Below are 17,993 nucleotides of genomic sequence, written 5' to 3'. Positions count from 1 at the left end.
GAAAATGCACGGACGCCCGGTTTAGTTAGAGCCGACGCTCTCTCAGCGTAAAATCTGCCAACAAGACGGTGCTCTGTGAGTCCCTAGATTGTGGAACCACAACACCGGCCATGTCGCGATTGAAGGTAAGTCGCGCATGGTGCTCGGAACTCGCTACGGCGAGCCCGTAACCGTATTGATCCCAGGATCAGGATTCGGAGGTATTTGCGTGGTCAATGGATACCACCACGCCGGCTTATCAAGCTTAGCCTCTTCACCACTGACGATGCAGACCCATCTAAGAATCCCCTGTCATGAAAGCGGCGATCACCCTTCGCTTTCATGACAGGGGAAAGTCAGCCTCTGCAGGGATTTGGTGGGGTTGCCTACAACAGGCTGACTACAGGTTCGCGCGAAGCGCGAGCAAGGAAGCGAAGCGACCGCGCAGGTGAGCCGAAGGCGAACGTTCGATTTAACCAACTGAATCCATGAAGGAAAAAGCTTGTCCGGACATGCAAGTTGTCTGTAATTTTGCTATACTGTCGTCGTTGAGATCTTCCAATTGAAACACTCTGTCTCTCTGCCGCCCGGAAGGTATCCCCGGGCGGCTTTTTTTGCCGACACCGCACATGATGATAAGTCAGCGTTTACTTATCTAAGTGATTGAATTTATTAAGTTATCTGTCTTGACAGCGATTCCGTGATGACTCACATTCCCGGCGCAAATCAGCATCACAGGAATACAGCATGCCTACTGACAACTACCTGCCGAACGAAACTTATTGGAAGCTGGTGAACGCGCTCGCTGGGATCGAGCCGTCGCCGATGGATGGCGGCCCTAACATTGAGAAGATTCAAGAGGCGCTTGGTGAGATCGGCGGCGTCTGGCCAGCGAGCATTCAAGGCTTGGCGGGCTGACGCTCTTAGATAACTTATTGAAAATACGGCATTCCTTAAAATTCCTAAAAAATCCTAGTGAAAACCAACGTCACTTGTGACTTATAGGTATTCCCCAAATCGAAGCAGGTTCGCCCGGCCGCGTTATGCGTCCGTGGGGCGATGCGCGTCTGTCTGGGAATTCTGTCGGTTCGGGCGTCGATTGGAACCCGCACCCGAACCGACAGATAAGCGAGGCAGGCGCTTCACCTGCCGACACATCGCAGCAATGGAGATCCAGCGATGAACGACACCAATAGCACTTCGCCGAACGCACTGGCAAACAGCCAGGACGCGAGGGCCTCATTTCAGGAGGTCTTGGCTAGCCCCGCAGGCATTGACGCACTCGGGCGCGTTGAAGTGGACGTGGACGGGGCAGATGCATTTGTGGGCGAGATCGCGGCACTTGTGCATGATCCTCACGCTACCGACGAATTCATCATTTCGTCGCTTGATGAGAAGGTGGATAAGATGGAGGGCGCTGTGCAGGCTTTGCGCCATATACGCGACGCCTATATTGACGCCCGTGGCGTCCCCAACCTGATGCTTGAAACGGCTAGGGCACTTCATCGTGCTGAGAGTCGGGACTTGCGCGATACACTCAAGCGTTACCTTGATCTTACCCGGATGTCCGACCGCAAGATGACCGGTGAACTTGTCGAGGCTTTGACAGCAATCGGTATGCCGCGCACCTTCCACGGTCGCGTGATCAACACTTATCCTCTCGCGGCCGTATCGTCGCGTGACTGGATCAAGGGAATGCTCCACGACCTTTCCGGCCGGAACACGATCCCTGCCGATCTGGGGCGATCAGCATGTGCGGTGTAGCGATGGGCGAAGTATACATGGACTACAGCGGCTCGCTCGCTGAAGGATTCAACGCGTAAGCCGCCTGGTAGCGTCTGACCGCAAGCCCGCCGCTCAACCGGCGGGCTTTATCTGTTTAGGGGATTGAAGAAAAAGGCCTCATTCATATAGCTTCCGAAGACGGGCTAAAGAATTGGGGGAATGATGGCACGAAAAGTTAAGGTTTCCGCATCGGCGTTGAATGTTCGACTCCACCCGCATTCGCCGGAAATCTATATGCAGTGGATGCAGTCGATCTATTCCAAGCGATTGATTGCGCAAGTGCATGGGGATCGGCACGGGATGATATCCAGTCTGGATCGTTCCGGTGCGGCGAGCAATGTCATCACCGGCGCAATCACTACTTTTGTCAAATTTGACGGTGATGGAAATTGGTTCAATTCCGAACATATGGCAGAAGCAACTGATGAGGATATTTCAGAGATAAATATCCCGCATAATCTATTTCCAAATGCTGCAGCGTTCTATTTCTATTTCGACGTGCAGGAGCACAAGATATATTTTCAAACTTACTCAAAGGGTAAGGTGCTTACTGCGGGTTCCGCGCTCCGTTTTTTCAATGGGTTATCGGTTCGGTCGGAAGTCGCTAACGAATTCGGTGAGGCAAAAATAACAATTGTTCAAGATAAGTCTTCTCTTGAATCGATGTTTGCAATTAAGCGAATAAAAGAGATAAATATAAAAATCCTTAAGCCGAATACTGACATATTCGACGACAATTTTGAGTCTAATATTGAGAAGCACCTAGAAAGCACTGGCAGTAGGGAGTTCTCAGTGTCTTATAAATCGGAAGGGAATGGATCGATAAAACCCGACGACGATATTAAGAAAATTAGCAAGGTTGCGCTCGAAAACGGAACGGTGGAGGTGGTCGGTCGGGATGAAAGAGGGGCCGTGCGCCTGAATAGCGAGAATTTTCCGAAAGAATTGCACGACCGCTATGACCCCGAACAGCAAAGTGAGCGGAGCGCGTTTTTCGGACTAATTCCTGCCCGCAGAAATGCGGGGCAATAGCGATGATTCGTCGCTGGTTCGCGCCATGGGGAACGCTTTTCAAGTGGCTGAATCGCTATCGACGTGCCTACGGTGGAATAACGGGGATGCTCGCATCCCCGTTCTTCGGGCTTGCGATCTTGATCACCGGCTTAAGCTATTCTCTATGGGTGGAGCCAAAATGGATCGAGAAGGCAGAGAACCTTATCCCTAGTCTTCTCGGCTTCAGCCTTGGAACTTATGCGATCATTTTCAGCATAGTCGGCGGGCGAATAAAGGGTGCTTTGCGGCAAGTTGCAGCGCCGCATGGCGTGAGTTATTTGGAGGCAATTAACGCTGTCTTCTTTCACTACATATTTATCCAAGTGGTATGCCTTGCGTGGGCTTTCTTGTATCAAGGGACTTGGCTATTCGACCTTATGAAGGTCGTGGAAGTGTATGAGCCATCCGCTCGAAAAATATTCCTTTGCGTCAGTTTGGTCGGCTCGTTTATAGGCTGCTTTTTGCTGGTCTATTCTGTCATTCTGATGATTGCCGCTGCACTCGCGGTTTATCGCTTGGCGATTATCAAAGACCCTTCAGGAGAGGCTGGGCGTTAACGGCCTTTGGCGACCATCAATCGGCAAGCGATTTCCTTCTCATTCCAGCGCGTGGCGAACGTATCCGATACTTCAAACCAACTCCCGTTGACGCCCGCTCCGTGATTCTTCCCCATGCACGAGCAATTGCATTCGTGGCCCATGGCTTCCATGCACTTCCTGGCGCACTTCTCTTGCTCCCGATAGGGCTGAATCACGTAGAGCTTGCCGTGGCGTTCTAAGGCGCGATTAACGAAGCTGTTGAACCAGCTCCGGGGAAGCTCCCAGTAGCTCTTGCCGTCGATCCACGTTACCGACGACTTTCCGACCGTGTTTAGCCATTTCCGGTTGTTATCGTCATATGGGAGGCGCACCCGCAACTTGTGGCCCTTCTCATCACGCCGAATAACGACAGGGATCTTGGTCTGGCGCCATACCTGCCTTAGCCTCTCTTGATCCATGCTTTCCCCCACGCAAGAATCGAATTGTGAGGTAGGGAAGATGAGAGCGCAACCTGGCCATTGATCCGGTTTTGTGCGCCGGAAAACTGTTCCGGTTGCGATTTTCGCGTCGGACCTAAGTGGCTGGTTTTATTCAAAAAAAGTTCAGTGGCTGGGGAACCTGGATTCGAACCAGGACTAACGGAGTCAGAGTCCGTGGGTCTACCGTTAACCTATTCCCCAGCAGGCCGAAGCTTGTCCGGCGCCGGCGGGTCGCGTTGGACGCGGCCACCTGTGCGCGCCTTGTAGCCGGAGCCGGGAAATAGTCAACCCCACCGGCTGCGGCAATTTTGGTTTTCAGACCTCGTCCTTTTTGGTGCCCCGGCCGAATTGCGAATGCTCGAAGGCAAGCACCGCCATGATCCCGAGAATGAGCGGGATGATGAGGTAGAACAGCCTGAAGACCAAAAGCGCGGCGAGCACGGCCGCCGGATCCATTTCCGACAGGCCGGTAAGGAACACCACTTCGAGCACGCCCAGTCCGCCCGGCGCATGCGAGGCCTGCGCCACCGCAAACGAGAACAGGAAGATGCCGAGCACGATCAGGTAGCCCGGGTTGTGCTCGGCGGGCAGGGCGAAATAGATGATCGCCGCGGCAGCCAGGATTTCCAGCGGACCGATGATCAGCTGGCGCGCCACGATCGGCAGCGCCGGATAATGCAGGCGGAAGCTGCGGATGGCGAGCGGCTTGAGATGCAGCCAGCTGCCGAAGACGTAGGCACCGACCGACAGCAGCATGGCAACGCCCAGTGCGATCCACCATGCTTCGTAGCTGCCCTCTGTGTAGCGGTCGAGCAGGCCAGGCTCGAGCAGAATCACCACGCCGCCGACGAACACGCTCGAAAGCACGAAGGTGAACCAGCAGATGCCGACGAGCACGCCGACCTCCTGGCCGGTCAGCCCCTTGGAGGCATAGGCGCGATAGCGGATCACCGCGCCCGAAAATACCGAGCCGCCGATATTGTGCGACAGCGCGTAGGTGGTGAAGGAGCAGACGGTGACGAAGAACCACGACACACGCTTGCCGACATGCAGGAGCGCGATGTGGTCATAGCCGGCCAGCGCGCCATAGGCGACGATCGAACTGATCGCGGCGAGGATCCAGCCGTGTAGGGGGATGGCGGTCAGGCCGTCCCAGACATCGTCGAGGGAGATTTCGCGCCATTCATGATAGAGCAGCCAGGCGGATACGGCGACGGCGGCGAGCCCGATGACGGGCCAGATAAAGTCCTTGATCTTCATGCAGCAGCGCTTGCCCGTTCCTTTCGGTCTGGCGTTTCAGTCCCTCGTTGTGGCTATGCGTCCGCCCGCACGACCGGCTCGTCCTCAAGCTTTGCCTCATCGAAGCCGGCTATTCAACCCGAGCAGCGGTTTTCGACAGGCCAGGCAGCGGGCCAGCAGATGGCGCCGTGCCGCGTTGCCAAATTTCAGCGCCGGCGGGCCTTGGTGATCGGGGCCGGCGCTGATAGTCTGGCGCCAACACAAGATGAGATGCGCGTGCAGCGTCCGAAAGGTTCGCGCGGCGCCAGAAGGAAGTTGCAAGGTGAAGGACCGCGAAGCCGACGTCAGGGCGTCGGATGCGGGTGTCTCCGGGGATGGTCCGTCGCGTCAAGGCGGGGACACTCCCCGACCGGGCCGTCAGGCCGCCGTGCGACCGGTCAACGGTCACGGCAATGGGGACGCCGCGCAACCAAAGGGCAAGACCAGGAAAAGGCGCAAGCGCCGCCGCGGCCGCAAGGTTTACGCGCGCGACGGCGTCCAGCCTGCGGCTGGCGGCAAGCCGGCGGAGGTCGCCGCGCCTTTGGCCGGGCCGGCCGTTTCTGTAAAGCCAGGCAATACGGCCGCAAGGGCTGATCTGGCCGAACAGCCGCGCCGCATGCCGGTGTCGGACCTGCCGGTCTTTGCCGCGCTCGACCTTGGCACCAACAATTGCCGGCTGCTGGTGGCCGTGCCCGGCCGGCCGGGCCAGTTCCGCGTGATCGACGCCTTCTCGCGCATCGTGCGGCTGGGCGAGGGGCTGTCGGCGTCGGGCCGGCTCGGCCAGGCGGCCATGGACAGGGCGGTCGAAGCACTCAAGGTCTGCAGCGACAAGTTGCGCAACCGCAAGATCAAGAAGGCGCGCCTGATCGCCACCGAGGCCTGCCGCTCGGCAGCCAACGGCGCCGAGTTCATTGATCGCGTCGAGCGCGAGGCAGGCCTCAAGCTCGAGATCATCGACCGCCAGACTGAAGCGCGGCTCGCGGTCTCGGGATGCGGTTCGCTGGTCGAGCGCGACACTGACGGGGTCGTGCTCTTCGACATCGGTGGCGGCTCCTCCGAGATCGCCCTGATCGATGTTTCGCGCCATCGCTCGCCGCGGTTGGCGAATCACATCGTCTCGTGGACGTCGCTTCCGGTTGGGGTGGTTTCGCTCGCCGAGCGCTTCGGCGGCCGTACGGTGACGCGCGAGATCTTCGCGGCGATGGTCGAGGATGTCGCCAACCGCCTGCGCTCGTTCGACGGGCGGGATCGCCTGGCGCATGTCGTGTCGAGCCCGAAATTTCACCTGTTGGGGACCTCCGGCACGGTCACCACGCTTGCCGGCGTGCATCTCGAACTCGACCGCTACGACCGCCGCCGCGTCGACGGCCTGTGGATGGACGGAACCAGCGTCGACCGCATGGTCGAAAAGGTGCTTGGCTGGGATTTCCAGCAGCGGGTGGCCAATCCCTGCATCGGCGCCGACCGCGCCGACCTCGTCCTGGCCGGTTGCGCCATTCTGGAGGCTATTCGGGCGGTCTGGCCGTCGGAGCGGCTTCGTGTCGCCGATCGCGGCTTGCGCGAGGGCATTTTGAGCGAATTGATGGCCGACGACGGCGTGTGGCGCCGCAACTGGCGAAACGGACAGCGCACATGACCAAGAAACCAAAACCAGCGGTGGGAGCGGGCGCGACGCGCGTTCTCCGCACCAAGATCAAGAAGAAGCACGGCCTCAAGGAATCGTCGCGCCGCTGGCTCGAACGCCACATGAACGATCCTTACGTCCAGCGCTCGAAGGCCGACGGCTACCGCTCTCGCGCCGCCTACAAGCTGATCGAGATCGACGACAAGCATCATCTGCTGAAGCCGGGCATGAAGGTCATCGATCTGGGTGCTGCCCCCGGCGGCTGGTGCCAGGTGGCGGCTGCCCGCACCAACTCGACTGCCGAAAGCCCGCATGTCGTGGGCATCGACTATCTCGAGATGGATGCGGTGCCCGGCGCGCCCGTCCTGCTCATGGATTTCCTCGACGATGCGGCCCCCGCGCGCCTGTCCGAGGCGCTCGGCGGCGCGCCCGACCTGGTGCTGTCCGATATGGCTGCGCCCACGACGGGGCACCGGCGCACCGACCACATCCGCACCATGCATCTGTGCGAGGTTGCCGCCGACTTTGCCATCTCTGTGCTGAAGCCGGGCGGGCATTTCCTGGCCAAGACCTTCCAGGGCGGCACCGAGGCCGAGCTTTTGACGCTGCTCAAGCAGAATTTCCGCACCGTCCACCACGTCAAGCCGCCGGCCTCGCGTGACGAATCGGCGGAGCTCTATCTGCTCGCCAAGGACTTCAAGGGCCGGTCCGAGCCGGACGCCTCATAGCTGCTGCGGCTCGTCCGCTTCGCGCCGGCGCAGGCGGTGGCCGGAAACCGAGCCGCCGGCATCGGCCGCCATGCGTGCGTACATCAGTGCCGGCAGACCCGAAATGAGCGCGACCGTCAGGAACGCGAAGGTGAAGCCGGCCCCGCCGATGGCCTGGCCGGTGGCCAGCGACCATAGTTCCAGTGCGCCGCCGCCCACTGCCACGCCGAGCGCCACCGAGGTTTGCTGGGCGACTGCCGAAATCGCCGTGGCCTGGCCGCTCTGGGCCGCTTCGATGTCGGCAAAGACCAGCGCGTTCGACGACGTGAAGAAGAGCGAGCGCAGGAAGCCTGCCAGGAACAGCACCAGCAGGATCACGAGATAGGGCGTCTGGGATGTGAACAGCGCATTGGCGGCCATCAGCCCGGCTGAAGCCACCGAAGCGACCGTCAGCACCGTGCGGAATCCCATGCTCTTCAGGATTTTTGGCGCGACGAACTTCATCGACAACGCACCCGCCGCCGTGGCGAAGGTGATCATGCCGGACTGGAATGGCGACAGCCCGAAGCCGAGCTGGAACAGCAGCGGCAACAGGAACGGCGCCGCGCCGACGCCGACGCGAAACAGCGATCCGCCGAGGATCGCCGTGCGGAAGACCGGGTTGGCGAAAAGCTTGAGTTCAAGCAGCGGGTACGGCGTCCGCCGTGCGTGGCGGATATAGAGCAGGGCTGCGGCGAGACCGACGGCAATGGTGACGACGCCGACCATGGGCGGAAGCGCTGGCAGGCTGACCACCGACAGGCCGAAGACCACCCCCGAGGCCGCGATGGCCGAAAGGAAGAAGCCGCGCACGTCGATCGGCCGTGTTGCCTCCGGCGGGATCTCGGGCAGGAAGCGCCCTGAAAGCCAGATGCCCAGCGCGCCGATGGGAATATTGATCAGGAAGATCCAGTGCCAGGCAAAAAAGGTGGTGATGAAGCCGCCGACCGGCGGGCCGATGAGCGGACCGACGAGTGCCGGGATGGTCAGCGTGGCCATTGCCGCTACCAGCCCGCTCTTTTCGGTGGTACGCACCAGCACCAGGCGCGCCACCGGCGTCATCATCGATCCGCCCATGCCTTGCAGGAAGCGCGCGAGCACGAATTCGCCGAGCGATCCCGAGATCGCGCAGGCGACCGAACCCAGCATGAAGACGCCGATGGCGACGCGGAAGACCAGCTTGGCGCCAAAACGGTCGGCCATCCAGGCGCTGATGGGGATGAATATGGCGAGGGAGACGAGATAGGCCGTCAGCGCCAGCTTGAGCGCGATCGGGCTCGTGCCGATGTCGGTCGCGATCGCCGGCAGCGAGGTGGCGATGACGGTCGAATCCATGTTCTCCATGAACAGGGCGACGGCAAGGATGAGCGGGGTGGTTCTGTTCACGGACTTTTCCGCAGTGGCGCATGCATCTGGAGGCAGCCAAGCCGCCATCCGCGCTGACCGTTAACATGGATGCGGCAGCCTGTCCGCAGCCAGCACATGCGGCCCGTGCGGTCCAGTCGGCGCGATGAAGGCGCCTCTGCGTCGATTGCGCCTTTGCTGCGCTTTTCATCGGCTTGAAGACGTGGTACCAGCCACCGCCAATCCTGAAAGGGAAAAGACGAGTCGGCGCTGCATACCAGACGGGTCCAGCGTCCTTTCACGCATTCCGAGGTTGGCCATGGCAAAAATCATTGAATCCTCCACCGGCGCTCTGGCGCTGACCTTTGACGACGTGCTGCTGCAGCCCGGCCATTCCGAGGTGATGCCCGGCGAAACCGACATCAGCACCCGCATTGCCGGCGATATCGATCTCAACGTGCCGATCATTTCGGCGGCGATGGACACGGTGACCGAAGCCCGCCTCGCGATCGCCATGGCCCAGGCCGGCGGCATCGGTGTCATCCACCGCAACTTCACCCCGGTCGAACAGGCCGAGCAGGTCCGCCAGGTCAAGAAGTTCGAATCGGGCATGGTGGTCAATCCGGTCACCATCGGCCCGGACGCCACGCTGGCCGACGCGCTCGCCCTGATGCGGACTCACGGCATTTCGGGCATTCCGGTCGTCGAAAATGGTGGCGCCGGTGGCCAGAAGACCGGTCGCCTGGTCGGCATCCTGACCAACCGCGACGTGCGTTTTGCGTCCGACCCGGCGCAGAAGGTGTATGAGCTGATGACGCGCGAGAACCTGATCACCGTCAAGGAGACGGTCGAGCAGGACGAGGCCAAGCGGCTGTTGCACCAGCACCGCATCGAAAAGCTTCTGGTCGTCGACAAGCACGGCAATTGCGTCGGCCTCATCACCGTCAAGGACATGGAGAAGTCGCAGCTCAACCCGAACGCCTCCAAGGATGCGCAGGGACGCCTCCGGGCCGCGGCGGCCACCAGCGTCGGCGACGATGGCTTCGAGCGTGCCGAGCGCCTGATCGACGCCGGCGTCGACCTGCTCGTCATCGACACGGCCCATGGTCATTCCCAGCGCGTGCTCGACGCCGTGGCGCGGGCCAAGAAGATCTCCAATTCGGTCCGCATCATGGCCGGCAACATCGCCACTGCCGACGGCGCCCAGGCACTGATCGACGCGGGCGCCGACGCCGTCAAGGTCGGCATCGGACCGGGCTCGATCTGCACCACGCGCATTGTCGCCGGTGTCGGCGTGCCGCAATTGTCGGCCATCATGTCGGCGGTCGAGGTGGCGCAGAAGGCCGGCGTGACTGTCATCGCCGACGGCGGCATCAAGTATTCGGGCGATCTCGCCAAGGCGCTCGCCGCTGGCGCGGGTGCGGCGATGATCGGCTCGCTTCTGGCCGGCACCGAGGAGAGCCCGGGCGAGGTCTATCTGCACCAGGGCCGCTCGTTCAAGGCCTATCGCGGCATGGGCTCGGTGGGTGCCATGGCGCGCGGCTCGGCCGACCGCTATTTCCAGGCCGAGGTGCGCGACACGCTCAAGCTGGTGCCTGAAGGCATCGAGGGCCAGGTGCCTTACAAAGGCCCTGTCGGTGGTGTCTTGCACCAGCTTGCCGGCGGCCTCAAGGCGGCGATGGGCTATGTCGGCGGGCGCACGCTTGCCGATTTCCGCGAGCGCGCGACCTTTGTGCGCATCTCCAATGCCGGCCTGCGCGAGAGCCACGCCCACGACGTGACCATTACGCGCGAAAGCCCGAACTACCCCGGCGGCATGTGAGCCCCATGATCATGCGGCTGCGGCGTCACGCGGCCGCGCTGAGCGTCGTCACTGCGGCGGTGTTTGCCGCAATGACGCTGCTGGAGTTCCTCTATTTCCGCAGTCTGAGCGGCGGCCTGCCTTCGCTCGACCTGCGTTTCTGGGGGTTCTCCGAGAGCGAGGGTTTTGGCTGGATCGCAGCTCTCGGCCGGCCGGGCGCCGAGGTCATTCTCGTCTGGCACTACCTGACGTTCGACCTTGTCTTCCCTGCGCTTCTTTCGGCGGCACTGATCAGCCTGATGTTGAAGACGGGCGAGAGGCTGCCGCATTTTGCCGTCCTTTCGGAGACGACGCGCTCGGTCGTGGCGCTGGCGTTGGTGCTGCCTTACACGATTGCCGACTATGCCCAGAACATCGTTGTCGCGCGGGTCCTCGCGGACCCGCCATCGGCAGGAGCGAGATCGATGGCGCTCGCCTCCGGCCTGATCGTTGCCAAGTTTGCGTTTCTGGCAGTGTCGGTCGCGGTCATCGCAACCTTTGCGCTTGCGGGCCTGCGGAGCGCAAGGCGGTCAGCAGGCGCCGGCGACCGCAAGGCGCGCTGATCTGCTTATGGCCGGTCTCGATAGTTTCGCTCGAATTCGGCCGCTGCGGTGAATTCGAGGTAGTTCGCAAGCAGCCCGCGCAGGGCCTTGCCTTTGCCGCCGTTGTCCTTCTCGGCCGCGTCCTTGGCGATTTCGGACATGTCCAGTTCCGGATCGGGGCCGACTTGGCCGGCTTCCGGATCCGAAGACGACACGGTTTCGCTCATTCCGTTCAGGGCCTGGACGACGGCCAGGGCGGCCTGCAAGCCGTTTGGACCAGGTACATCACTGCTGGCCTCGGCTTGCTCCAGCGCCTCTCGGATCGTGTCGGGAATTGCCGCCGCTTGGTCGAGCTTTTCCTTGGCCTCGGCTGTCCTGACAGCTTTGAGGTCGTCGGCGATCGTCTCCTTGTCGACGACGTCGATCGAAGACCCTTTCTGTTCGACGAGTGTTTCTTCGACCGACTTGGCCCCGGACGTTGCCGCGTCCAACCGCTGCGACGCCTTGCTGCCGGCCTGGCCGGCCAGGCCTTCCGACGCCGCGTCGTAGACCCTCTTTGCGGCATCGCTTTCCGGTTCAGCGAACGCCTCGAACAGATCGATCGTGCTCATCCCCTGGAGACGGAACCCTGCAGCATCCTCGAGAACTTTTCTGAGATCTCCATCGCCGTTCAGGTAGTCGGACCTGAAACTCTCCAGCACGAGCTTGGCGACAGCGCGGAAGGTGACGCCGTTCTCGCCTGGTTTCGGAATCCGGAAGTCGTCTCCGGTGCCCACCCCGGCAAACTTGATCAGCGCTTGCTCGCGCCACTTGTTGCCGGCCTCGACCTCTTCCGGGTCGCCGTCACTGCCCAAGCCCAGCTTGTCGTTGAGGTAGTCGACAGCCCGCTCGACCATCGAGAACATCACTTCCATCGGCGTCAGGCTGATGCCGAAGTAATATTCGTTGATCGCTTGCATGTCCTTCGGACGGGCCGGTGCAGCCTGCGTCATGTCGCCGGGCTGCTTCACGCCCCCCACAGCCTGGGCATCCTCGCGCATTGCGCGTTCGCGGGCGTAGGTTCCGGCCTGGATGACTGCTAGAGCGGGTTGGTAGCGATTGGCGGTTGCAGGGAGCATCATGTTTCGATTGACCGTTGAACTGCGACGGCACAGTTTCGGCGATGGCCGTAAATTCTCCCTTAAGCAGAATGGAGTTCCGCGTAGATGATTCGGCGATTTGATATGAGCTTGTTGAGGTTGTTCTTATGAATCAGGCTGCCATTTTCTGGCCGATGCTCGCACAGGTGCTTTTGGTCTACATCGCCTATGTCGTGCTGGGCATGCGGCGCAGGCAGGCGGTGCGCGCTGGCGAGGCCCGGGTCAGTCAGTTCAGGACGCGCGCCGCCGAGCCGGAGCTGAGCGTCACGGCCGCCAACAACGTCATCAACCAGTTCGAACTGCCGGTGCTGTTTTACGTGGCGTGCCTGTCGCTCTACGTGACCGAGGGCGCGTCATTCGTCAGTGTCGGGCTTGCCTGGCTTTTCGTCGCCACGCGTTATGCGCACGCCTGGTTTCACCTGACCGCCAACCGGGTCAGGTTTCGCAGCCAGGCCTTCATCCTGGGCTGGCTGGTGCTCGGGCTGTTGTGGGTCTGGTTTGCCCTGCACCTTGCCGGCGCGGTCTGAACCGCGCCGTTCAGGCAGGTCAGGCTTCGATCTCGAACACCGCGATCTTGCGCTTGTCGAACCGGATGGCGATCTCGCCGCGCACCAGCTTGAGCGCCATCTCGCCGAACACCGAGCGGCGCCAGCCTTGAAGGGCAGGGACGTCGGCAGCTTCGCCTTCGGCGGCGATCCTATCGATGTCGTCGCCCGAAGCGAGCACCTTGGGTGCCACGCCTTCCTTCTCCGACACCAGGCGCAGCAGCACCTTGAGCAGTTCGGCCGCCGCGCTCGAACCCTCGGGCGGCTGGAAGGTCTTGGGCAGTTTGGGCATCTGGTCGCGCGGGATCTCGAGCGCCGCATTGACGACGCCGAGCAGGGCGGTTGCCGAGGACGAACGTTCCCAGCCTTTGGGCGTGGTGCGCAGGCGCGACAGCGCGGTGGTGTCGCGCGGCGCCTGCTGGGCGATCTCGTAGATCGCGTCGTCCTTGAGCACGCGTCCGCGCGGTACGTTGCGTTCGCGTGCCTCCCGCTCGCGCCACGCGGCGACGGCCTGCACGATGGCGAGCTCCTGCGGCTTGCGCAGGCGCATCTTCAGCCGCTTCCAGGCGTCTTCAGGATGCGGGTCGTAGGTTGCCCGCGAGGTCAGCACTTCCATCTCTTCGTTCAGCCAGTGCGCGCGGCCTTCGCGCTCCAGCTCGGTGACGAGGTGTTTGTAGACGTCGATCAGGTGGGTGACGTCGGCCAGCGCGTATTCGAGCTGCTTTTCCGACAGCGGCCTGTGGCGCCAGTCGGTGAAGCGCGATGACTTGTCGATGCGGCCACCGGTGACCTTCTGGACGATCTGTTCGTAGGAAACGCTGTCGCCGAAGCCGCAGACCATTGCCGCCACCTGCGTGTCGAAAACAGGATGCGGGATCAGTCCGCCGAGATGGAAGACGATTTCAATGTCTTGCCGCGCGGCATGGAAGACCTTGGTCACCGCTTCGTTGGCCATCAGTTCGAAGAACGGTTTCAGGTCGAGCCCGGGCGCGAGCGGATCGACAAGCGCCGAAACGCCAGGCGCTGCCATCTGGATCAGGCAGAGCTCGGGCCAGAAAGTGGTTTCGCGAATGAACTCGGTGTCGACCGTGACGAAGTTGGATTTTTCGAGAGCGGCAACGGCGGTTTCGAGTTCGTCCTGGGTCGTTATTACATGCATAATATTGCTTTTATCAGAACGCGTTGTCTTTCCATTTCAGTCGAGCGGCCATTCGTCAAGCGCTTGCCGCGTCCGGTAATGAAGTCTAGTCGGCGTCCGGACCGCTCGCCGGGCCGTTTCGGCCTGCCAGGCGGGCGAAAATCGGCGACGTTCGGAGCAAGGCGATGAAGCGGCCGCGCCTGCCGGCCGGCACCGGCGAGCGCGATCCCATGCGATAGACGATGACCGCCACGAACGCGACGTAGACAGCTGCGCTGAAGCTGAAAAGCGCATGCGGCCCCAACTGTTCCATGACGATCGAGGCGACGACCGGACCGGCGATCGCGCCGACCGAGTAGAACAGCATCAGCGCGGCGTTGACCAGCACGAACTCGCCCTTTTCAGCGCGGTCGTTGGCGTGCGCCGCCGACAGCGAATAGAGCGGCATGGCAAACGAGCCGAAGATGAAGATCAGCACGAAGTTGGCCAGCGGCGAATTGCCGGCAAGGAAAACCAGCATCAGCGCCGAGGTCATCGCGCCAACGGTGGTGACGAGCAGCACCTTGCGGCGATCCCACAGGTCGGACATGTAGCCGAGGGGGTACTGGACCAGCGCGCCGCCGATGATGCCGACGCTGACGAAGGTGACGACGTCGGTGACGGACAGGCCGATCTGCTCGGCATAGATCGGGCTAAGCGTCCGAAACGCGCTGTTGGTGACGCCGACGAAGATGCAGCCGATGCTGCCGAGCGGCGAGATGCGCCAGGCGCGCTTCAAGTCGAGCTTGACGTCTTCGGGCGGCGTCGGGTTGGAGCGGTCGCCGAGCGAGACCGGCACCAGCGACAGCGTGATCATGATCGACATGATGGCGAAGATGGTGAAGCCGTCGGCGCCAAAGACCGGGATCATGAACTGCGCCCCGGTCACCGACGCGATGTCGATGATGCGGTAGATGGCCAGCACCCGGGCGCGGTCGTGGTTGGAGACGCCCGAATTGAGCCAGCTCTCCATCACCGTGAACAACCCGGCAAAGCAGAAGCCCGTAGCGAAACGGATGAGCGACCACATCACCGGGTCGATGACCACCACCAGCATCAGCGTCGCGGCGGCAGCGATGGCTGCGAGCGCTGCGAAGGCCCGGACATAGCCGACGGCCTTCATGATGCGGGTGATGAAGAGACAGCCGAGCAGGAACCCCATGAAATAGAAGGTGCCCATCAGCCCGATCGTCGATGCCGAAAAGCCCTCTTGCGCCCCGCGCAGCGCAATCAAGGTGCTTTGCAGGCCGTTGCCGCCCAAAAGGATGCCGGCGGTGATCAGGAGCGGGATGAGGGGGCGGATGGAGGACATTCAGCAACGCGGTAAAAGGTGAGTTGGCTATAGTTACTCCGTCGGGTCAATGCCAGTCGCCCCCTGGCGCGACATATTCCGTCGGCTGCGCCAACGTGGCGAGCGCCGTGACGGTTAGCTTGCGCAGCCGCCGTTCTGACGGATGGCGAAGGGGAGCTGATGATGACGACACTGACGGTCAGCACGAGCATCGATCGAGAGACGGCAGAGCTCATCGGCGACGGCTTGAACGCCTACAACTACAAGACCGCAGGTCCCCACAATGAGCAGGATCTGTGGATCGTCGCACGCGACGGGGATGGCGCAGTGGCAGGCGGATTGAAGGGCTCGTCGGAATATTCGTGGCTTTTCGTGGAATGGCTCTGGATCGACGCGGGCCATCGCAGCCGCGGCCTTGGCGTCCAGTTGCTCGGCAAGGCCGAGGAAGTGGCGAGGCTCCGGGGCTGCATCGGCGTTCATCTCGATTCGTACACCTTTCAGGCCCCCGAGTTTTACAAGCGGCTGGGCTATGAGGAGTTCGGCCGTATCGATGACTATCCGGCAGGGCATTCGCGCATCTGGCTGAAGAAGCGCCTTTAACTCGGGCGTTCTGCGTGGTGGAGCCGCCCGAACTGGTGGCTTTACCTTGACAAAACCGGGCACCCATGCGCTTTTCCCGCCAAATTTCGGCCCGGGCGCATCGGACGCCTCGACGCCGTATGACAACAGCCCGAACCGGAATATTTGCCATGCACCGTTACCGCAGCCACACCTGCGCTCAATTGAGGAAATCCGACGTCGGTTCCGCCGTCCGCCTGTCCGGCTGGGTGCACCGCGTGCGAGATCACGGCGGCCTGCTGTTCATCGACATGCGCGATCACTACGGCCTGACTCAGATCGTCGCCGATCCCGATTCGCCGGCCTTCAAGGTCGCCGAGACCGTGCGTGGCGAGTGGGTCATCCGCGTCGACGGCGAGGTCAAGGCGCGCATGGCCGAAGCCGTCAACGGCAACCTGCCGACCGGCGAGATCGAGGTTTTTGCCGGCGAGATCGAGGTTCTGTCGCAGTCCAAGGAATTGCCGCTGCCGGTGTTCGGCGAACCCGAATACCCCGAGGACATCCGCCTCAAGTATCGCTTCCTCGACCTGCGCCGCGAAACGCTGCACAAGAACATCGTCCAGCGCACCAAGATCATCGCCGAAATGCGCAACCGCATGGGCGCCGAGGGTTTCACCGAATATTCGACGCCGATCCTGACGGCGTCGTCGCCGGAAGGCGCGCGCGACTTCCTGGTGCCGTCGCGCATCCATCCGGGCAAGTTCTTTGCCCTGCCGCAGGCTCCGCAGCAGTACAAGCAACTGCTTATGGTTGCCGGCTTCGACCGCTACTTCCAGATCGCGCCCTGCTTCCGCGACGAAGACCCGCGCGCCGATCGCCTGCCGGGCGAGTTCTACCAGCTCGACCTCGAAATGAGCTTCGTGACCCAGGAAGACGTCTGGAACACGATGGAGCCGGTGATGCGCGGCGTGTTCGAGAAGTTTGCCGACGGCAAGCCGGTCACCCAGCAGTTCCGCCGCATTCCTTATGATACCGCGCTGCGCACCTACGGCAGCGATAAGCCCGACCTGCGCAACCCGATCGAGATCCAGGAAGTCACCAGCCATTTCGACGGCTCGGGCTTCAAGGTGTTCGCGGGCATGATCGCCGCCAACCCGAAGGTCGAGGTCTGGGCGATCCCGGCCAGGACGGGTGGCAGCCGAGCATTCTGTGACCGCATGAACTCGTGGGCGCAAAGCGAGGGCCAGCCGGGCCTCGGCTACATCTTCTGGCGCAAGGAAGGCGACAAGCTCGAAGGTGCTGGTCCCATCGCCAAGAACATTGGCGAAGAGCGCACGGAAGCAATCCGCCAGCAGCTTGGCCTGTCGGATGGCGATGCCGCGTTCTTCGTTGCCGGCGATCCCAAGAAGTTCGTGTCGTTCGCCGGTGCCGCCCGCACCCGCGCCGGCGAGGAATTGAACCTCGTCGACCGCGACCGTTTCGAGCTGTGCTGGATCATCGACTTCCCGTTCTACGAATGGCTGGAAGAAGAAAAGAAGATCGACTTCGCCCACAACCCATTCTCGATGCCGCAGGGCGGCATCGATGCGCTGAACAGCCAGGACCCGCTGACCATCAAGGCCTATCAGTACGACATGGTCTGCAACGGCTTCGAGATCGCTTCCGGCTCGATCCGCAACCAGCTGCCCGAGACGATGGTCAAGGCGTTCGAGATCACCGGCAAGTCACGTGAGGAAGTCGAGGAGCAGTTCGGCGGCCTATACCGCGCCTTCCAGTACGGCGCTCCGCCCCATGGCGGCATGGCTGCCGGTGTCGACCGCGTGATCATGCTGCTCGTCGGCGCCAAGAACCTGCGCGAAGTGACGCTGTTCCCGATGAACCAGCAGGCGCAGGACCTGCTCATGAATGCCCCTGCCGAAGCTCAGCCGCAGCAGCTGCGCGAGCTGTCGCTGCGCGTCGCGGTGGCCAAGAAAGAAGCTTAGAGCGTGTCGCACTTAATCGGTCTCATATCCGGCAGCCTTGAAGAAGTTTCGGCATTGTGTTGGGTCGAAGAGGTCACAGATATCGCCGATTG

Annotated in this window: 17 protein-coding genes and 1 tRNA gene; 11 read left to right on the top strand and 7 right to left on the bottom strand. The window is 61.8% G+C overall.

The annotated features are described in order from the left end of the window. Nucleotides 1–726: 726 nt before the first annotated feature. From GGR00_RS26860 to GGR00_RS26845, 4 genes are all read left to right on the top strand, one after another. Complete coding sequence (locus GGR00_RS26860) at nt 727–897, top strand: hypothetical protein (RefSeq protein ID WP_184702470.1); 171 nt, start codon at nt 727–729, stop codon at nt 895–897. A 261-nt stretch (nt 898–1,158) separates the two neighbouring features. Continuing rightward, on the top strand, nt 1,159–1,743 hold the full coding sequence (locus GGR00_RS26855; RefSeq protein WP_184702468.1) for a hypothetical protein: 585 nt from the start codon (nt 1,159–1,161) through the stop codon (nt 1,741–1,743). A gap of 180 nt (nt 1,744–1,923) precedes the next feature. Beyond that, entirely contained in the window at nt 1,924–2,796 is an 873-nt protein-coding gene (locus GGR00_RS26850) for a DUF4747 family protein (RefSeq protein WP_184702466.1), read from the top strand. 2 nt (nt 2,797–2,798) lie between these two features. Next, nucleotides 2,799–3,374 carry a hypothetical protein gene (locus tag GGR00_RS26845; RefSeq protein WP_184702464.1) on the top strand — a complete coding sequence of 192 codons (576 nt, stop codon included), beginning with the start codon at nt 2,799–2,801 and terminating at the stop codon, nt 3,372–3,374. Here GGR00_RS26845 and GGR00_RS26840 read toward each other — a convergent pair. The 3 genes from GGR00_RS26840 to GGR00_RS26830 all read right to left on the bottom strand — a co-directional run bounded on the left by GGR00_RS26840 (nt 3,371) and on the right by GGR00_RS26830 (nt 5,095). Continuing rightward, nucleotides 3,371–3,814 carry a hypothetical protein gene (locus tag GGR00_RS26840; protein WP_184702462.1) on the bottom strand — a complete coding sequence of 148 codons (444 nt, stop codon included), beginning with the start codon at nt 3,812–3,814 and terminating at the stop codon, nt 3,371–3,373. The genes GGR00_RS26845 and GGR00_RS26840 overlap by 4 nt on opposite strands. 148 nt (nt 3,815–3,962) lie before the next feature. Beyond that, nucleotides 3,963–4,036: transfer RNA gene (locus tag GGR00_RS26835), tRNA-Gln, on the bottom strand. A gap of 114 nt (nt 4,037–4,150) precedes the next feature. Continuing rightward, entirely contained in the window at nt 4,151–5,095 is a 945-nt protein-coding gene (locus tag GGR00_RS26830; RefSeq protein WP_184702460.1) for a lysylphosphatidylglycerol synthase transmembrane domain-containing protein, read from the bottom strand. 301 nt (nt 5,096–5,396) lie between these two features. Between GGR00_RS26830 and GGR00_RS26825 the strand changes: the two genes are divergently transcribed. Together GGR00_RS26825 and GGR00_RS26820 are read left to right on the top strand one after the other, a co-directional pair. After that, a complete protein-coding gene (locus GGR00_RS26825) occupies nt 5,397–6,749 on the top strand; it encodes a Ppx/GppA phosphatase family protein (RefSeq protein WP_055971548.1) in 1,353 nt (450 codons plus the stop codon). Beyond that, nucleotides 6,746–7,465, top strand: coding sequence for an RlmE family RNA methyltransferase (locus GGR00_RS26820; RefSeq protein ID WP_184702458.1), 720 nt, complete (start codon nt 6,746–6,748; stop codon nt 7,463–7,465). The genes GGR00_RS26825 and GGR00_RS26820 overlap by 4 nt, the downstream gene beginning before the upstream one ends. Here GGR00_RS26820 and GGR00_RS26815 read toward each other — a convergent pair. Then, nucleotides 7,460–8,869 carry an MFS transporter gene (locus GGR00_RS26815; RefSeq protein WP_055971542.1) on the bottom strand — a complete coding sequence of 470 codons (1,410 nt, stop codon included), beginning with the start codon at nt 8,867–8,869 and terminating at the stop codon, nt 7,460–7,462. The genes GGR00_RS26820 and GGR00_RS26815 overlap by 6 nt on opposite strands. Nucleotides 8,870–9,146: 277 nt before the next feature. Here GGR00_RS26815 and guaB point away from each other — a divergent pair, with 277 nt between their 5' ends. Together guaB and GGR00_RS26805 are read left to right on the top strand one after the other, a co-directional pair. Continuing rightward, complete coding sequence (gene guaB / locus GGR00_RS26810; RefSeq protein WP_184702456.1) at nt 9,147–10,649, top strand: IMP dehydrogenase; 1,503 nt, start codon at nt 9,147–9,149, stop codon at nt 10,647–10,649. Nucleotides 10,650–10,654: 5 nt separating this feature from the next. Further along, nucleotides 10,655–11,230 carry a hypothetical protein gene (locus GGR00_RS26805; RefSeq protein ID WP_184702454.1) on the top strand — a complete coding sequence of 192 codons (576 nt, stop codon included), beginning with the start codon at nt 10,655–10,657 and terminating at the stop codon, nt 11,228–11,230. Between the two features lie 5 nt (nt 11,231–11,235). On the opposite strand, the gene GGR00_RS26800 is transcribed toward GGR00_RS26805, so the two are convergent. Further along, the gene (locus GGR00_RS26800) at nt 11,236–12,249 is read right to left on the bottom strand and encodes a hypothetical protein (protein WP_184702452.1); all 1,014 of its coding nucleotides are present in this window, start codon (nt 12,247–12,249) and stop codon (nt 11,236–11,238) included. Nucleotides 12,250–12,455: 206 nt separating this feature from the next. Between GGR00_RS26800 and GGR00_RS26795 the strand changes: the two genes are divergently transcribed. Continuing rightward, the gene (locus GGR00_RS26795) at nt 12,456–12,875 is read left to right on the top strand and encodes an MAPEG family protein (RefSeq protein WP_055971530.1); all 420 of its coding nucleotides are present in this window, start codon (nt 12,456–12,458) and stop codon (nt 12,873–12,875) included. Nucleotides 12,876–12,894: 19 nt separating this feature from the next. Here GGR00_RS26795 and rnd read toward each other — a convergent pair whose 3' ends face one another. Together rnd and GGR00_RS26785 are read right to left on the bottom strand one after the other, a co-directional pair. Next, on the bottom strand, nt 12,895–14,052 hold the full coding sequence (rnd, locus tag GGR00_RS26790; RefSeq protein ID WP_055971527.1) for a ribonuclease D: 1,158 nt from the start codon (nt 14,050–14,052) through the stop codon (nt 12,895–12,897). 85 nt (nt 14,053–14,137) lie between these two features. Continuing rightward, complete coding sequence (locus GGR00_RS26785) at nt 14,138–15,382, bottom strand: MFS transporter (RefSeq protein ID WP_055971524.1); 1,245 nt, start codon at nt 15,380–15,382, stop codon at nt 14,138–14,140. A gap of 162 nt (nt 15,383–15,544) precedes the next feature. Between GGR00_RS26785 and GGR00_RS26780 the strand changes: the two genes are divergently transcribed. Both GGR00_RS26780 and aspS read left to right on the top strand, forming a co-directional pair. Continuing rightward, nucleotides 15,545–15,961: a GNAT family N-acetyltransferase gene (locus tag GGR00_RS26780; protein WP_055971733.1), complete on the top strand. Its 417-nt coding sequence runs from the start codon at nt 15,545–15,547 to the stop codon at nt 15,959–15,961. 149 nt (nt 15,962–16,110) lie between these two features. Then, the gene (gene aspS / locus GGR00_RS26775) at nt 16,111–17,901 is read left to right on the top strand and encodes an aspartate--tRNA ligase (RefSeq protein WP_055971521.1); all 1,791 of its coding nucleotides are present in this window, start codon (nt 16,111–16,113) and stop codon (nt 17,899–17,901) included. Nucleotides 17,902–17,993: the final 92 nt, after the last annotated feature.

It is taken from the genome of Aminobacter aganoensis, assembly GCF_014206975.1.
GTDB classification, from domain to species: domain Bacteria; phylum Pseudomonadota; class Alphaproteobacteria; order Rhizobiales; family Rhizobiaceae; genus Aminobacter; species Aminobacter aganoensis.
The sequence above is the reverse complement of the archived record's forward strand: the minus strand, read 5'-3'. Positions and strand labels throughout refer to the sequence as shown.

Excerpts from the sequence above, each read along its gene's own strand:
- rnd (WP_055971527.1), bottom strand. The coding sequence starts at position 14,052 with ATGCATGTAATAACGACCCAGGACGAACTCGAAACCGCCGTTGCCGCT.
- GGR00_RS26780 (WP_055971733.1), top strand. The coding sequence starts at position 15,545 with ATGACGACACTGACGGTCAGCACGAGCATCGATCGAGAGACGGCAGAG.
- GGR00_RS26855 (WP_184702468.1), top strand. The coding sequence starts at position 1,159 with ATGAACGACACCAATAGCACTTCGCCGAACGCACTGGCAAACAGCCAG.
- GGR00_RS26805 (WP_184702454.1), top strand. The coding sequence starts at position 10,655 with ATGATCATGCGGCTGCGGCGTCACGCGGCCGCGCTGAGCGTCGTCACT.
- GGR00_RS26830 (WP_184702460.1), bottom strand. The coding sequence starts at position 5,095 with ATGAAGATCAAGGACTTTATCTGGCCCGTCATCGGGCTCGCCGCCGTC.
- GGR00_RS26820 (WP_184702458.1), top strand. The coding sequence starts at position 6,746 with ATGACCAAGAAACCAAAACCAGCGGTGGGAGCGGGCGCGACGCGCGTT.
- GGR00_RS26845 (WP_184702464.1), top strand. The coding sequence starts at position 2,799 with ATGATTCGTCGCTGGTTCGCGCCATGGGGAACGCTTTTCAAGTGGCTG.
- GGR00_RS26800 (WP_184702452.1), bottom strand. The coding sequence starts at position 12,249 with ATGCGCGAGGATGCCCAGGCTGTGGGGGGCGTGAAGCAGCCCGGCGAC.
- guaB (WP_184702456.1), top strand. The coding sequence starts at position 9,147 with ATGGCAAAAATCATTGAATCCTCCACCGGCGCTCTGGCGCTGACCTTT.
- GGR00_RS26785 (WP_055971524.1), bottom strand. The coding sequence starts at position 15,382 with ATGTCCTCCATCCGCCCCCTCATCCCGCTCCTGATCACCGCCGGCATC.
- GGR00_RS26840 (WP_184702462.1), bottom strand. The coding sequence starts at position 3,814 with ATGGATCAAGAGAGGCTAAGGCAGGTATGGCGCCAGACCAAGATCCCT.
- aspS (WP_055971521.1), top strand. The coding sequence starts at position 16,111 with ATGCACCGTTACCGCAGCCACACCTGCGCTCAATTGAGGAAATCCGAC.
- GGR00_RS26850 (WP_184702466.1), top strand. The coding sequence starts at position 1,924 with ATGATGGCACGAAAAGTTAAGGTTTCCGCATCGGCGTTGAATGTTCGA.
- GGR00_RS26860 (WP_184702470.1), top strand. The coding sequence starts at position 727 with ATGCCTACTGACAACTACCTGCCGAACGAAACTTATTGGAAGCTGGTG.
- GGR00_RS26795 (WP_055971530.1), top strand. The coding sequence starts at position 12,456 with ATGAATCAGGCTGCCATTTTCTGGCCGATGCTCGCACAGGTGCTTTTG.